At 64.2% G+C, this 15264-nt stretch carries 11 protein-coding genes and 2 riboswitches; of the genes, 5 read left to right on the forward strand and 6 right to left on the reverse strand.

Annotation, left to right across the window (positions count from 1 at the left end):
• Positions 1-404 precede the first annotated feature (404 nt).
• From C0Z16_RS17785 to cobW, 4 genes are all read right to left on the reverse strand, one after another.
• On the reverse strand, positions 405-1004 hold the full coding sequence (locus C0Z16_RS17785; protein ID WP_102633609.1) for a vWA domain-containing protein: 600 nt from the start codon (positions 1002-1004) through the stop codon (positions 405-407).
• Between the two features lie 119 nt (positions 1005-1123).
• Complete coding sequence (locus C0Z16_RS17790) at positions 1124-2197, reverse strand: ATP-binding protein (RefSeq protein ID WP_102633443.1); 1074 nt, start codon at positions 2195-2197, stop codon at positions 1124-1126.
• Positions 2194-6000, reverse strand: a complete 3807-nt coding sequence (gene cobN, locus C0Z16_RS17795) for a cobaltochelatase subunit CobN (protein WP_102633444.1) — start codon at positions 5998-6000, stop codon at positions 2194-2196. Before cobN ends, C0Z16_RS17790 begins: the two co-directional genes overlap by 4 nt.
• Positions 6001-6006: 6 nt before the next feature.
• Complete coding sequence (gene cobW, locus C0Z16_RS17800) at positions 6007-7122, reverse strand: cobalamin biosynthesis protein CobW (protein WP_279635068.1); 1116 nt, start codon at positions 7120-7122, stop codon at positions 6007-6009.
• Between the two features lie 177 nt (positions 7123-7299).
• A riboswitch (cobalamin riboswitch) is annotated at positions 7300-7572 on the reverse strand.
• Between the two features lie 65 nt (positions 7573-7637).
• A riboswitch (cobalamin riboswitch) is annotated at positions 7638-7879 on the forward strand.
• Between the two features lie 232 nt (positions 7880-8111).
• Here cobW and cobA point away from each other — a divergent pair.
• The 5 genes from cobA to bluB are packed head-to-tail and all read left to right on the forward strand — an operon-like array spanning position 8112 to position 11901.
• Complete coding sequence (cobA, locus tag C0Z16_RS17805; RefSeq protein ID WP_102633610.1) at positions 8112-8879, forward strand: uroporphyrinogen-III C-methyltransferase; 768 nt, start codon at positions 8112-8114, stop codon at positions 8877-8879.
• A complete protein-coding gene (locus tag C0Z16_RS17810) occupies positions 8876-9358 on the forward strand; it encodes a cobalamin biosynthesis protein (protein ID WP_102633446.1) in 483 nt (160 codons plus the stop codon). The genes cobA and C0Z16_RS17810 overlap by 4 nt, the downstream gene beginning before the upstream one ends.
• The gene (gene cobO / locus C0Z16_RS17815; protein ID WP_102633447.1) at positions 9355-9957 is read left to right on the forward strand and encodes a cob(I)yrinic acid a,c-diamide adenosyltransferase; all 603 of its coding nucleotides are present in this window, start codon (positions 9355-9357) and stop codon (positions 9955-9957) included. The genes C0Z16_RS17810 and cobO overlap by 4 nt, the downstream gene beginning before the upstream one ends.
• 2 nt (positions 9958-9959) lie before the next feature.
• Positions 9960-11258 carry a cobyrinate a,c-diamide synthase gene (locus C0Z16_RS17820; protein WP_102633448.1) on the forward strand — a complete coding sequence of 433 codons (1299 nt, stop codon included), beginning with the start codon at positions 9960-9962 and terminating at the stop codon, positions 11256-11258.
• Positions 11242-11901: a 5,6-dimethylbenzimidazole synthase gene (bluB, locus tag C0Z16_RS17825; protein ID WP_102633449.1), complete on the forward strand. Its 660-nt coding sequence runs from the start codon at positions 11242-11244 to the stop codon at positions 11899-11901. Before C0Z16_RS17820 ends, bluB begins: the two co-directional genes overlap by 17 nt.
• Positions 11902-11927: 26 nt before the next feature.
• Here bluB and C0Z16_RS17830 read toward each other — a convergent pair whose 3' ends face one another.
• Complete coding sequence (locus C0Z16_RS17830) at positions 11928-12533, reverse strand: DUF4136 domain-containing protein (protein ID WP_244201267.1); 606 nt, start codon at positions 12531-12533, stop codon at positions 11928-11930.
• A gap of 31 nt (positions 12534-12564) precedes the next feature.
• On the reverse strand, positions 12565-15216 hold the full coding sequence (locus tag C0Z16_RS17835; protein WP_102633450.1) for a CHASE2 domain-containing protein: 2652 nt from the start codon (positions 15214-15216) through the stop codon (positions 12565-12567).
• Positions 15217-15264 lie beyond the last annotated feature (48 nt).

The following is a 15264-nucleotide window of genomic DNA, read 5'->3' on the forward strand; positions in this document are numbered from 1 at the left end:
CGGTCGCTCACTCAACGTACTGACGAAGTGTCCAGCCATCTTTCAACGGCCTGACCTTCCTTTCATTACTGTGTGAGACTTGATACTTCCGCTTTACGGCAGACCCCGAAGGATCCACCTCGCGTCGCGCATCAAGCGCCCACACTTATCGGCTGTTAATTTTTAAAGATCATTCGCTTGGAAGCTCTGCTTTCTTCGCGTCCGTCATCAAACGGGAGGCGAATTATGCGATGTGGCCCGCACCCCGTCAACCCCCTCAGTGAAATTATTTTCGAAAATTTCAGAACTGCGAGAAACCGCCCTTTCTTCTAACGAGAAGAAATAGTTAGATATCCGATCTATTTCCCGAGGCTTCACTGCCTCACTCGTAACCACGCAATGACGGTGCCGTACCTACTCGCCGCTCACCCGATCAATTCTTCCGGCGTAAAGCGCCGCGCGCCCCAAGCCTGAGCCAATCTTTCGCAGCGGCCAAGCCGTACCGTGCCGCGCTCGAAGTCGACGAATACAACCTCGTCCGCATTCAGCGGGCGCGTCGCCTCATCAGTCGTGCGGCCGTCGGTCAGAATCCAGAGCCAGCGCTGCTGCGCGGGTTTGCGGCGCGCACTGCGCTCCAGCAATTGCGTTGCGCGTCGAACGCCGGACGCGAACGGCGTGCCGCCACCACCGCCGACTGGCCCAAGCCAACGCTCATTCCACCAGCGCGGCACTGCGGGACCGAAACGCAGGTCCGCGCCCGCTCCGCCGAAGCAAACAAGCGCAGCCTCGGCACGCATGGCGCTGGCGCGGTCGAACAGTGCAATCAGCAATCCTTTGGCAAGCGAAAGCCGCTGGCCGGCCAGCATGGAACCGGAACAATCGAGCACGAAGCAATGCAGTACGCCGCCGCGCGGCGCCTCGCGCACGAAACGCAGATGCTCGGCAGTCAATGCGTGTTGCCCCTTTCGTCCCACCTGTCCCATCGCCGCAAACGTCTGCGGCCATGCGATACGCCGGCCATGCATGCCACGCGGATGACCCCGTGAATCGCCGTGCGAATCCACACACACACACGATTGCGTGCCCGCCCGTTGCCGCCATCGGAAACCGCTGCGAGAGTCAGCGGCGGAGCCCTTCCGATGGCTCAGCGTTTTTTTACACTAAGCGGTATGACGCCTTTGACGTGCGCGGTCGCAGTCGGCTCTGGCGGCAGATAGCCCCAATCGCAATCGCCGGCAGCATTGGCAGACCGAGATACGGCAGAACGCTGCGGCAGATCCCCCGCCACCGCTTCAGATTGGCTATCGCGCACATCGCCAGCCGATGATGTCTCGCGATGATGCCGCCTATGCACGAGCACCGCCTCCGCGACCCGCTCGACATGCTGCGAACTCACCGCCTCCGCCTGCTCGAACGCCGCGAGCGCACGGGCCGCGCGAAGCATCACGAGGTCGGCGCGCAAGCCATCCACGGCCGCGTCGATGCACAACGCGCTGACATGCGCATGCACGGCATCATCGAAAGAAAGCTGCGGCAGCGCGTTGCGTGCCGCGTGAATTCGCTCGACGTACTGTGCCTGCTGTCCCGCATAACCCGCGCGAAAACCAGACGGATCGAGATCGAACGCGAGCCGCGCCTTCACAATCTCCTCACGCACGCGCGGCTCGAAACAGTTCTGCAATTCGACCATCAAGCCGAAACGGTCGATCAATTGCGGCCGCAGTTCGCCCTCCTCCGGATTCATGGTGCCGATCAGTACGAAGCTCGCTTCATGACTATGCGAAACACCATCTCGTTCAACAGTATTCACGCCACTCGCCGCGGCATCGAGCAATGCATCGACTAGCGCATCGGGAAGCAGATTCACCTCATCCACATACAGCACGCCGCGATGCGCTTTCGCGAGCAGCCCCGGCGAGAAACGCACAGCACCGTCGCGCAGCACGGTTTCGATGTCGAGCGTGCCGATCAAGCGATCCTCGCTCGCGCCAAGCGGCAGATTCACCAGTTGCCCTTCTGGCAGCAACTCGGCGAGGGCGCGTGCCGCCGTGGACTTGGCCGTGCCGCGCGGCCCACTCACGAGCACGCCACCGAGTCCCGGATCGATCGCGGCGAGCAGCAACGCCTGCTGCAACGACGCCTGGCCGATCAACGCGGCAAACGGAAACGCGGGCCGCTGTGCCGCGTGTTGCTGTGCATCTTGCGTGACTGCATTCATATCTGCGTTCCTTCAATCTGCTGTTCGCTCGCGAGCAGGTGCTGTTCAACTTGCGCGCGGTAGTTGCCAGGCGCCTGCCACAGGCCGCGTTGCATCGCTTCGAGCAGACGCTCGCAAATCGAATGCAGCGCATGCGGATCGTGCCGTTGCAAGAACTCGCGCGTGTCCGCGTCGTTCAGATAAGCATCGGTGACGAGCGCATATTGATGATCCGCGACCACGCGCGCAGTCGCGTCGTAGCCATACAGATAGTCGACGGTCGCGGCGATCTCAGCAGCGCCCTTATAACCGTGACGCTTTACGCCATCGAGCCATTTGGGGTTGACCACGCGGGAGCGGACCACGCGCGCGATTTCCTCATGTAGCGTGCGCACGCGCGGCGCAGCCGGATTGCTGTGATCGGCGTGATAAACGCTCGGCTGATTGCCCGCCAGATGCCGCACGGCCGCAACCATGCCGCCCTGGAACTGGTAGTAGTCGTTCGAGTCGAGCAGATCGTGCTCGCGGTTGTCCTGATTCTGCAACACGACATCCATCGCGGCGAGGCGTGCGCCGAACGCGTGACGCGCCTCTTCGCCCGCGCTTTTCTGCGTGTACGCATAACCGCCCCACGCCTGATAGGCATTCGCGAGATCCGCGTCGGTCTGCCATTGCTGCGAGTCGATCATGTCCTGCAAGCCCGCGCCATAGGCGCCGGGCCGCGCGCTGAATACGCGCCAGCCGGCACGCTTGCGCGCTTCCGTTGCGTCCATGCCCCGTGCGATCAAAGCATCGCGCTCGCGCAGCACGCGCGCGCGAATCGGATTCAGTTCCTCCGGTTCGTCGAGTTCGGCGACGGCCTGCACCGCTGCATCGAACAAATGCATCACGTTCGCGAACGCATCACGGAAAAAGCCGGATACTCGCAGCGTGACGTCGATACGCGGCCTATCGAACGCTTCGATCGGCATGATTTCGAAGTCGGTCACGCGATGGCTGCCCGGCGCCCACTTCGGCCGTACGCCGAGTAACGCGAGCGCCTGCGCGATGTCGTCGCCGCCGGTCCGCATCGTCGCGGTGCCCCATACGGAAAGGCCGATCGCGCGCGGGTAATCGCCGTGTTCCTGCAAGTGCCGCTCGATCAACTGCTGCGCCGATTTCAAACCGAGCGACCACGCGGCTTGCGTCGGAACCACGCGCGTGTCGACCGAATAGAAGTTGCGGCCGGTGGGCAGCACATCGGGCCGCCCACGCGATGGCGAACCGCTCGGCCCTGGCGGCACGAAACGCCCTTCAAGGCCGCGCTTCAAATGCAGCATTTCCTGCGGACCGCATGCGTCGAGCCGCGGCAGCACGTCGTTGCGCAGACGCTCGATCACGCGCTGCGCTTGCGGCAAATTTGCTTCGGCAAATGCAGTCGACGACGCGTCGCTCTGCTCGTCGCATACGCTACGCAGCATCTCTGCCGCGAGCAGTTCGAGACGCTCGCGCGTATCGCCGCAATGCCGCCAGGGCACATCGCTCACGTGTTGCAGCATGTCGGGCCGCGGGCCGGTCCACAGCGCCGACCAATCCACCGACAACGGGTCGAAGAAATGATCGATCCGCAGATCGCGGGCCAATGCATCGATCAGACCGGCTTTGCCGCCTTGCCCGTCGCCCACTGGAAAACGCCCCAACGCGAGCAGTGTATCGCGTCGTTGCACGCCTTGCGGCGATTGGCCGAACGTGTGCAGACCGTCGCGAATCTGCGCTTCCTTCAATTCACAAAGCCACGCGTCGACGCGCGTGAGCAGCACGTCTTCATCGTCCTCGCCATTCGGCTCGGAGAGACTCAGTTCTTCATGCAGCTTATGTTCGACGATCGTCGCAAGAATCGTGCGCCGCAACAGCTTCGAGCGGCGTGGGTCGACCATCAGCGCTTCATAGTATTCGTCGACCTGGCGTTCGAGATCCTGCAACGGCCCATAGGTCTCGGCACGCGTGAGCGGCGGCATCAGGTGATCGATAATCACGGCTTGCGCGCGGCGTTTTGCCTGACTGCCCTCGCCGGGATCGTTGACGATGAACGGATACAGATGCGGCAGCGGCCCGAGAATCAGATCGGGCCAGCATGTATCGCTCAACGCGACACTCTTGCCGGGCAGCCACTCGAGGTTGCCATGCTTGCCGACATGCACGACCGCGTCGATGCCGAACTGATGGCGCAGCCAGAAATAGAACGCCAGATACGCATGCGGCGGCACCAGTTCGGCGTCGTGATAGCTCGCGTAATCGCCTTGCTCGCGCGAACGCGACGGCTGAATACCGACGAACACGTGGCCGCAGCGCCAGCCCGCAATCATGAAACGCCCGCGCCGCACTGTCGGGTCCTGCTCGGGCGGACCCCAACGCGCGTTCAATGCGTCGCGCGCTTCGGCAGGCAGCGCGTTGAAATGCGCGAGGTAATCGCTGAGTGCAAGGCTTTGCAACGCCGGCCGTAAATCGCGCACGACCGGGTCGTTGGTCACGCCGTCGGTGAGCTTTTTCAACAGCGCGTCGCCATTCGCAGGCACTTCGGCGAGACGATAACCTTCATCGCGCAGCATCGACAGAATGCCGATCACCGACGCCGGCGTGTCGAGCCCGACGCCATTGCCGATACGCCCTTCGCTCATCGGATAGTTGGCGAGAATCAGCGCAAGTTTCTTGTCCGCGTTATCGACCGAACGCAGACGGCACCAGCGGCGGCTCAATTCAGCGAGAAAACCCACGCGTTCGAGATCCGGCTGATAACGGACCACATCCACTTCTGTATGCGGGCAACGATACGCGAGTCCCTTGAAGCTGATCGCGCGCGTGATGATGCGGCCGTCCACTTCCGGCAGCGCGATATGCATGGCGATGTCGCGCGAATTGAGGCCTTGATTGTCCTTGAGCCAGTCCTCGCGATTGCCGCCGCTCAGGATTACCTGCAGCACTGGTGCATCGCCGGCGAGTGCGAGCGGCTCGGGGTCGTCGATGGCGGACGCGGCAAACGCAGTCGTATTAAGCACCAATGCCGCGTTATGTTGCGCGCACAGCGACTGCACGACTTCGCGGCTCATCGCATCTTTGAGCGACGTGATCGCAATCGGCAACGGGTTCAGACCTTGCGATTCGAGCGCCTCGATCAGCGCATCGAACACGGCCGTGTTGGCCGCCTGAAGATGCGCCTTGTAGAACAGAATCGCGGCGACGGGCGCGTCGTGCTGCCAGCGCGCCTGCCAGTCGGCAATAGTCGGCGTATCGCGTTCGGGATGGAAGAGCGACGCGGCGGGCAACGCGCGCGGCGGCGCAGGCTCCTGCCCCCAACCAAACGCGCGATGAGCGATGCAGCGCAGAAACGCCTCAGCATTCTGCGGCCCGCCTTCACGCAGATAACGCCATAGCTGATGGCATAGATCGGCATCCGCCGTGCTGCGCGCGAGGAGATTGGGATCTTCCTGCAGATCGCCGGAAAACATCGCGAGCGTCTGCTGTTTGCGCTCGGCGAGCGCGACGACCTGCTCGATGCCATACGGCCAATACGCTTCGCCGCCAAGATGATCGACCACTACGACGCGAGCATGTTGCAGCACATCTTCGACGTAGAAATCGACCGATGCCGGTTGCCGCAAATACGTGACGTTCGCGAGGCGCACGCTTGGAAAACCCTCGCCGAGACGAGGAAACACGCTCGCCAGCAGCGACAGCGTTGTATCCGCGGAACTGAGCACGACGATGTGCGCGGGCCGCTGATCGATACGGATCACGCCTTGCGTATCGTCGACGAAACCGCCGGGCGTGGTGCGCAGTAAGTGCATCTGCGCTTACGCCTGTTGCGCTACGGCGCCCGGCGCTATCGCGCCCGACTGCACGCCGAGCGCCGCGTCGAACGCGCGTTGCAGAGCGGCTTGGTCGAGGTCTTCACCGATCAGTACAAAGCGGCTCTGAGCGTTTTCACCGCCTTCCCCCGCTTGCCAGCGTCGATCGAAATAACTGTCGAAGCGGCGGCCCACGCCTTGAATCACGAGGCGCATCGCCGCGCCCGGCAATGCCGCAAAACCTTTCACGCGGTAAATCGTGTTGCTTTCCACGAGCGCTTGCAACGCGGCGATCGCCGCCTCACGTGACGGCACGTTTGCGTGCACGACCACAGAGTCGAATTCATCGTGATGATGGTCGGCGTCGTCCGCCGAACCGTGATGATCGTGGCGCAAGTGAATCGTTTCTTCCGACGCGGCTTCGAGCCCCAACAACGCGTGCAGATCGAGCTGCCCCATCTGCGCCCGCACAATCTTCACTTGCGGCGGAATCTCTCCGCGAATCACGGCTTCAACCGCATGTTGCCGCGCCTCGTCGAGCAAATCGGTTTTGTTCAGAATGACCAGATCGGCCGCGGACAATTGATCTTCGAACAACTCGTGCAGCGGCGACTCGTGATCGAGATTCGGATCGGCTTTGCGTTGCGCGTCGACGGCGAGCGGATTCCCGGCGAACTGGCCGCTTGCCGCAGCGGGGCCGTCCACCACTGTCACTACAGCATCGACGGTGAAACTGCTTTTGATCTGCGGCCAGTTGAATGCCTGCACCAAGGGCTTCGGCAATGCGAGACCCGACGTTTCGATCAGCACGTGGTCGATCTGCTCGCGACGCTCCACGAGCTTTTCCATCACCGGGAAGAACTCTTCCTGCACCGTGCAGCACAGGCAACCGTTCGCGAGTTCATACAATTGCCCTTCGTTTTCCACACCGTTCTCGTCGCAACCTATGCCGCAGCCCTTGAGGATTTCGCCGTCGATACCGAGTTCGCCGAACTCGTTGACGATCACCGCGATGCGCTTGCCGCCCGCATGCTGAAGAATGTGCCGCAGCAGCGTAGTCTTGCCGCTGCCGAGAAAGCCCGTGACGATGGTGACGGGGATCTTGCGCATTTGAGTTTGCATCGTGAGGTCCATCCGTAGGAGTTGCACGTGCACGCCGGTGCTTTAGCGCGCGTTGGCGCGCATCATGTTTTTGCATCGCAAAACACGGGGACGAACGACGGCGTTGCCGCAACAACAGAAAGCAGAAACCTGAAAACGGGCATGAGGTCATGAACGCAGCGCCGCATCCCCGCGGCGTTCGTCCTTCGTGTTCCGGCCGGTATCCGGGCTGGCGAAAGCGCCGCTTCCCCTTCCCGGACGAGTGATTTCTCGCCCAGTGGTGATATGCCGACGCGGCCTTGCGCGTGGACATCGAAGCCGGCTCCGCGGCGCCATGCAAATCGCCATGACGTCACTTTTCGCTTACCGTTGCGGGGGCAGCACAGGTTGACCCAATCCATGGCAGGCGGGCGCCCTGTTTCCCGTTTAACTGCATGCGCACGAGCGCGCACACGAGCACGAGAAGTGCGTGCGAGTGTAGGCCCCGAGCCTCACGCCGTCAAGGAAACGCAAGCCCGGCGCGGGCCTGCGTGTGCTATCGTAGGCGCGCGTTTGGTGCTCGCACATGCGTTCGCGTGTGCAGTTAAACGGGAAACAGGCAGCGCTTGCGCGCTCTACCTGTGCTGTCCCCGCAACGGTAAGCGACCTGCGGCGCAATTTTGTTGCGCCGCGCATGCGTTTTGGAGGCCACTGTCCAACACATTCCAACGAATGCGGACGGGAAGGCAAAGCGCGTGAGGCCGCCAGCCCGGATACCGGCCAGACGCGGAGGCGGCCGTGCGTTTCATGACGTCACGCCGCCGGCCGCCGGAATCCGCGGGGGACGGATGTGAAGGCGCTGAAGCACGATGTCGCGAATGGGTTCGCAACCCGCGTTTGCCGTCGTGCCTGAATATCTAGCTTCGAATGACTTCGATCTCTACTGTATTGCGCCCGTTCGCGCGCCGCACAGTTCCGTCCACGGCGGCATCGTGCGCGCCGTTCCTGCCGCCCCACGTTCGCCAGCCGCGATGAAACGCGCGTGGCTGATCGGCGCGGGTCCCGGCGACGTCGAACTGATGACGCTCAAGGCAACGCGTGCACTTGCACAAGCCGACGTGATACTCGTCGACGATCTGGTGAACCCGGACGTGCTGCAATTCGCGCGCGCCGATGCGTCCGTCGTATACGTCGGCAAACGCGGCGGTCATCCGTCGACGCCGCAAGAAGGCATCGTCGCGCAGATGCTCGAGCATCTGCACGCGGGGCGCAGTGTGGCGCGACTCAAAGGCGGCGACCCGTTCGTCTTCGGCAGAGGCGGCGAGGAGCAGCAGGCGCTGCATGACGCGGGCATCGAAGTCGAAGTCATCAGCGGCATCACAGCGGGAATCGCGGCGCCGGCGGCGATTGGCATTCCGGTCACGCACCGCGACCATGCGCAAGGCGTGGTGTTCGTCACCGGGCATGGCGCGAGCAGCAGCGAGCCGGATTGGGCCGCGCTGGCCGCCACGCGCATGACGCTTGTGATCTATATGGGCATGCGGCGGCTGAACGATATTGGCGGCGCATTGCTCGCGGCTGGCATGCGCCCCGATACACCCTGCGCGGCGATTGAATCGGCGACGCGTCCCGAACAACGGCATGCGCTCGCGACGCTCGGCGAATTCGCCGATGCGGTCGCGCGCGCGGGACTCGGCTCGCCCGCGATCGTGGTGATCGGCGGCGTGGCGTCGCTGGCGCTCGCGCGTGCTGCGGCGGCAGGTTCATCGGATACGGCTCGCGCGCCGGATGCACAATGAAAACGCTTAGCGTTGGAATTGGCTGCCGCTTGCATACGTCGGCGGACGACGTTGAAACGGCAGTGCGGGCAGCGCTCGGTTCGCATGCATTCGAAGAAATCGCGACCGTCGCTTCAATCGAAACGAAATCGCATGAGCAAGGCTTGCTCGATTTCTGCGCGCGCCACGGGTTGCCGTTAAAGCTGTTTAGCCGCGAGCAGATTGCCGCGATGAATGCCGGCGAGCCGTGCGCGGTCGCGCGCAAGCATCTCGGCGTGGACGGTGTCTGCGAGCCCTGCGCGTTGCTCGCGGCCTCGCCTGACGCGTCGGTTCAAACTCGCGCGAACATCACCGCGCGTCAACAAACACAGACACCCGCTGCAACCACCGCACGCCTCATCGTCGGCAAGACCGTTTTGGCCGGCGTGACTGTGGCGATTGCATCGGCAACACGCGTGCAAGCAGACAGCGCTACCATCACCCAACAGGACCTTTCATGAAGACCGATCCCGAATCGCATCAACGCATGACCGAACGCAGGCGCGAGGGTCACGAGAAGAAGCAGGCCAACGCGACTGTCGAAAAGGGTCTGCTGATAGTCAACACCGGCACCGGCAAAGGCAAGACGACCGCCGCCTTCGGCATGGCCGTGCGCGTGCTCGGGCACGGCATGCGCCTTGGCGTCGTGCAGTTCATCAAGGGCGCGCTGCATACGTCGGAGCGCGATTTTCTGGGCGCAATTGCCAACTGCGATTTCGTCACGATGGGCGACGGCTACACCTGGAACACCCAGAACCGCGACGCCGACATCGCCACCGCGCGCAAAGGCTGGGACGAAGCGCGCCGGATGATTGAAAGCGGCGACTATCAGATGGTGATCCTCGACGAGCTGAACACCGTGCTCAAGTACGAATATCTGCCGCTCGACGAAGTGCTGTCCGTTCTGAGCGCGCGCCCCGAGATGCTGCATGTGGTGGTGACCGGCCGTCACGCGCCGGATGCGCTGATCGAAGCCGCCGACCTCGTCACCGAGATGCGAATCGTCAAGCATCCGTACCGCGAGCAAGGCGTCAAGGCGCAACGCGGCGTGGAGTTCTGAGCGTGTCAGCCTGCCCCGCGCTCTTCATCAGCGCGCCCGCGTCGGGTCAAGGCAAGACCACGATTACCGCGGGTCTTGCGCGCTACCATCGGCGGCTGGGGCGGCGCGTGCGTGTGTTCAAGACCGGGCCGGACTTCCTCGACCCGATGATTCTCGCGCGCGCGAGCGGCGCACCCGTGCCGTCGCTCGACCTGTGGATGGTCGGCCAGGACGCCTGCCGCAATCTGCTCGCGCAAGCGGCGGCCGAAGCCGATCTGATTCTGATCGAAGGCGTGATGGGTCTCTACGACGGCACGCCGAGCAGCGCAGATCTCGCCACCGCGTTCGGCGTGCCGGTGCTCGCCGTCATTTCGGCGAAGGCGATGGCGCAGACCTTCGGCGCGGTTGCGTTCGGTCTCGCGAACTTCAGGCCGCAAGTGCCGTTTCACGGTGTGCTCGCGAACCGCGTCGGCTCGGCCCGTCACGCGCAAATGCTCAAAGAGTCGTTGCCGCCGGGGCTGCGCTGGTGCGGACACATTGCCGCGAGCGATGAAATCGAGTTGCCCGACCGTCACCTCGGCTTGCACCAGGCCGCGGAAATCCACGATCTCGACGCGCGTCTCGAGCGCGCCGCCGATGCGCTCAGCCAGACCGCGCTGGCCGATTTGCCGCCCGCGGTCGACTTCGGCGCGCCTACACCGCAAGTGCTGCCGCGCCTTCTCCGAGACAGGAAGATCGCCATCGCGCGCGATGCCGCGTTCTCGTTCATCTATCCGGCCAACGTCGCGCTGCTCGAAGCGCTCGGCGCGCACGTGCACTACTTTTCGCCGCTCGCGAACGAAGCGTTGCCTGCCGACACGGACGCGCTTTACCTGCCCGGCGGCTATCCCGAACTGCACGCCGCGGCGCTTGCCGGCAACGCCCGCAGCGCGGCCGCGATTCGCGCCCATGCGCAGGCCGGCAAACCGGTGGTCGCCGAATGCGGCGGCATGCTGTATCTGCTCGATCAGCTCACCGACACGCAGGGCGTCAGCACGCCGATGCTCGGCCTGCTGCCCGGTCATGCGACGATGCAAACGCGCTTCACCGCGCTCGGCATGCAGCAGATCGACAGCGTGCATGGCCCAATGACCGGCCACACGTTTCACTACTCGAAGCTGAGCACGGCGCTCGTGCCGCTGCGTTCAGCCACCCGGCCTCAAGGCGATGCCCCCGGCGAGGCGGTGTATCGCGCCGGCTCGATCGTCGCGACATACATGCACGCCTACTGGCCCTCCAACCCGGCCTTCACGGCTGCCCTGTTCGATGGCGAAGCCTTTTAACGACGCCGACCGCGACGCGGTCTATCGCGCGATATACGAGCGCCGCGACATGCGCCACTTCGTGCGCGATCCCGTGGACCCGATTGTGTTGCAGCGTCTCTTCGACGCCGCGCATCACGCGCCGAGCGTGGGCTTCATGCAGCCATGGCGTATTGCACGCATCACCGATCCGGCCTTACGTGGCGCCTTGCATGCGACCGTCGAAAGCGAACGGCTCGCCACCGCCGACGCGCTCGGCAAGCGCCGCGAAGAGTTCATGAAGCTGAAAGTGGAAGGCATGCTGGAATGCGGCGAACTGCTCGTGATGGCGTTGATGGACGGCCGCGAGCGGCACATTTTCGGCCGCCGCACGCTGCCCGAGATGGATCTCGCGTCGGTGGCCTGCGCGATCCAGAACATGTGGCTCGCCGCGCGCGCCGAAGGGCTCGGCATGGGCTGGGTGTCCCTCTTCGACGTCGATGCGGTGCGCCGGCTCCTGCACATGCCCGAAGGCGCGCGGCCGGTCGCCGTACTGTGTGTTGGCCACGTCGACCGGTTTTACAGCGAGCCGATGCTGCAAACGGAGCGATGGGCAGACCGCATGCCGCTAGCCGATTGCGTGTTCGACAACCGCTGGCCGGAAGACCTGAAAACGCAGGAGTAGCCGCCCGCGATCGCCTCGTTGCGGCGTTATCTTTGCAGAGGCGTGACCGAGACCACATCCGGCACGCCGCGCGCGTCATCCATGCGCAATTTCACGCGCCAGTTGGCGGGTGCGTCGAATGGAAATCGGGCCAGCACGCTCTTTATCAGCGCGGGCATCGCGTGCAGCGGATCGGCGTCGCGATCGTCGCTCGCCGCACTGACCTTGTAGACCTCGCGTCCGCTCGCGCGTTCGAAGAACCGCAGCGTCAGCGAATGCCGATAGACCCGTCCGCCGAAGAGGGAAAAAGGCGCGCCGTTCTGCCGGCCACAATCGCTCGCCATACAGTCATTCACATCGACGCCGATTTGCGCCGGCCGCGTCGCGTACGCGACCGAGAGCAGATAATGCGCGGGCTGGTCTTCCGTATCCGCGAAACCCTTCTTCGTCAGTTCGTCGCGCAGCGCCGTTTCCAACTGCGCGTGGTCGGCGCTCGCATCCTGCGTCGGCATGCGCGCGATCGTGTACGTGCGCTCGCCTGGCAGTTTGGCCGCGGGCGTCGCGGTGTGCACGTCGGCGTGCATGCCGGTGCAACCGGTGAGCGTCGCCGCTGTCAGCGCGGCATGGATAAGGATCGCTTTCAGCGCTTTCACCGTTCATTCCTCGCTTCGATAAAGTGCGTGCTCATACGTCATGACGAGGACGCACCGGCAGGTCCGATTGCGTGTCTTCGAGTACCGGCAGATAGATTGTGACAGCCGTGCCCCGACCAGGCGCACTCGCCACTTCGACGTCGCCGCCGTGGCGCGTCACCACGGTCTTCACGAAGGCCATGCCGAGCCCGGCGCCGCCCACTTCCGGCCGTTCCGTTTCATGAAAACGCCTGAAGCGCTCGAACAGGCTCGCCTGTTGTTCCTTCGGAATGCCATAGCCTTGGTCGCGGATCGTGCAGCATACGCGCTTCGCCGCGCCGCGTGACGTTGCGGTTGCAACGGCATGCTTCGCCGATGGCGCGGACGTGGGCGTGCACGTGCGCGTCACGCCCACAACCTCGCACGCAACCTCGCACGTGATCCGCGTATCCGGCGGACTGTATTTGACCGCGTTGTTCAGGATGTTGACGAGCGCGCGCGTCATCAGCGAGCGGTCGGCGCAGATCCAGTGGCCGTCATCGCCGCTAATGTCGCCGCTAATGTCACCGCTAATGTCACCGCTAATGTCACCGCTAATGTCACCGCTAATGTCGCCAGTTCGGCTGTCCGTTTCCGTATGCAGCGTAATGCGCTTGGCGTGCGCCTGCGGCCAGACCTCGTCGCTCGCGTCGATCATCAGCTCAGCAAGATTCACCGGCTCCAGCACATAGGTTTGCGATTCGGCGCGCGCCAGTTGGACGAAGTCGTCGGCGAGCGTCAGCGCGCGTTGCGCATAGCGTTCGATGCGCTCAAGCAAGCCCCGCGCGAGCACCGGCTCGTCACGGGCGCGCTCGATCTCCACTAACGCGAGAATCGACGCCTGCGGCGAACGCATATCGTGCGACAGCAGCCGGAGCGCGTCTTCGCGCTGGCGCTCGGCCGCATGCAGCGCGGACACGTCGACGAGGCCGGCGATCCAGCCGGTCGTCTCGCCTTGTGCGTTGGTGCAGTTCGCGTAACGCAGCAAATGATCGCGCTCATTCGCGTCGCGCACTTCAACGCCCTGCGCCATCAGCGCGGCAAATTCGTGGCGCGCTGGATCGAGCAGCGCCGGCCACTGCGCGTGCGCGAGCAGATTGTTTTCAGCGTCGGTTGGAGCGCCGCTGTCGATTGCCTTGACGAGCGTCAGGCCGCCCAGCACCGACTGCATCGAGCGGCCCTCGGGCATCGGCGCGCCGAGCCGCGCGAAATGCGCTCTGGCGGCATGGTTCGCGATCACAACGACGCCCTGCAGGTCGCTGACCAGAATCGGCTCGGGCATGCTATCGAGGCTATCCCAAACGAAGCGCTTCATGTCCTGCACACGTTGCGCGGCTTGCGCCATCAGCGCCATGTGCTGTTCCAGCACGTCGCCGCCGAATTCGCGCCGGCGCCGCGGCGTCTGCGGCAACAGATGCGGTTCATCGGCGAGGCGCTGCAGTTCTCCGCGCAGGTACGCCATCGTCATTTCAAGGCGCCGCCAGTTCCAGATCGGATACACGACGACCACGCCGATGATCGCCGGCACCGGCGAAAGCCACAGCCGCGCGCCATACAACAGGATCGCGCTACCCGACATCGCGAGCAGGCACAGCGCGCCGGTCAGCAACAACGAGCGGCGCGGCGACAACACGAGAAAACCCGCAAGCAACGCCGCAAGCGGAAGCAGCGAGACAACCAACAGCAGCCATCGCGCGGCCGGCGCGATTTCGCGGCGGGTGAGCAGCGTATCAAGCACGTTCGCATGGATATAGACGCCGGGCAGCGGCCCTAGCTCGCCGGACACCGGCGTTGCGAACCGGTCATACAGGCCGGACGCGGTCACGCCGATCACGACGATGCGGCCACGCAGCTTCTCCAGAGGGACATCGCCGGCTAGCACGCTCGAAAAACTCAGCTTCGCGTAGCTTTGCGCGTTCCGGCTGAATGGAATCAGGAAACGGCCTTCGCCGGCCGGGTCGTTGTTCGTGCCGGCGCTGTCTTCGCCCGCGTCGCTCGCCGCTTCAAACGACAGGCGCCTCGCCGGCCGCGCATCCAGGCGCAGCGTGCCCCGCTCGGCGGCTCGCGCAACCGTCACCATCAGTTGCGGCCAGCGCGAGTCGGCGTCGCCTTCGAACTTGGCGACGCTGCGCACGATGCCGTCGCTGTCCACTTCCAGATTGATATGCCCGAGGCCGACTGCGGCACGCGCGAGCGGCGCCACCGGTTCCACCACGACGCGCTCCCCGTCCCGCCCGGCGGCCGGGAGCAGCACCGGCAGATAGGTCGGACTCAGCGCGATCGCGCGGGCAAGCTGGGCATCGTCGGGATTGGCTTCAGTGAACAGGACGTCGTAGACGACCGCAGCGGGCTTCGCCTTCCCGATCTGTTCGAGCAGTCTTGCATGGACGCTGCGCGGCCAGGGCCAGCGGCCGAGCTGCGCGATGCTGTCATTGTCGATTTCGAGCACGACGATGTCGGGCAGCACCGGCCGCGCATGCAGACTCAGCAAGCGGTCGTACACGAGGTGATCGACGCTCGCGCTCATCCGGCCGAGCGAACTGAGCAGGATCACCACGAGGCCGAGGCAGCCAATGGCCGCCCATTCGATCAGGAAACGCCGTCCGGCGCGCCGTCCGAGACGGGCGCGCGGGTCGAGGCTCAGGCGCGTGGATGGGTTCTGCAAAGCGTGCGTTTGGGGACGTTCAAAGAGCCAGAAAGTGGGCCGGACCCA

Source organism: Paraburkholderia rhynchosiae (genome assembly GCF_002879865.1).
GTDB lineage: Bacteria > Pseudomonadota > Gammaproteobacteria > Burkholderiales > Burkholderiaceae > Paraburkholderia > Paraburkholderia rhynchosiae.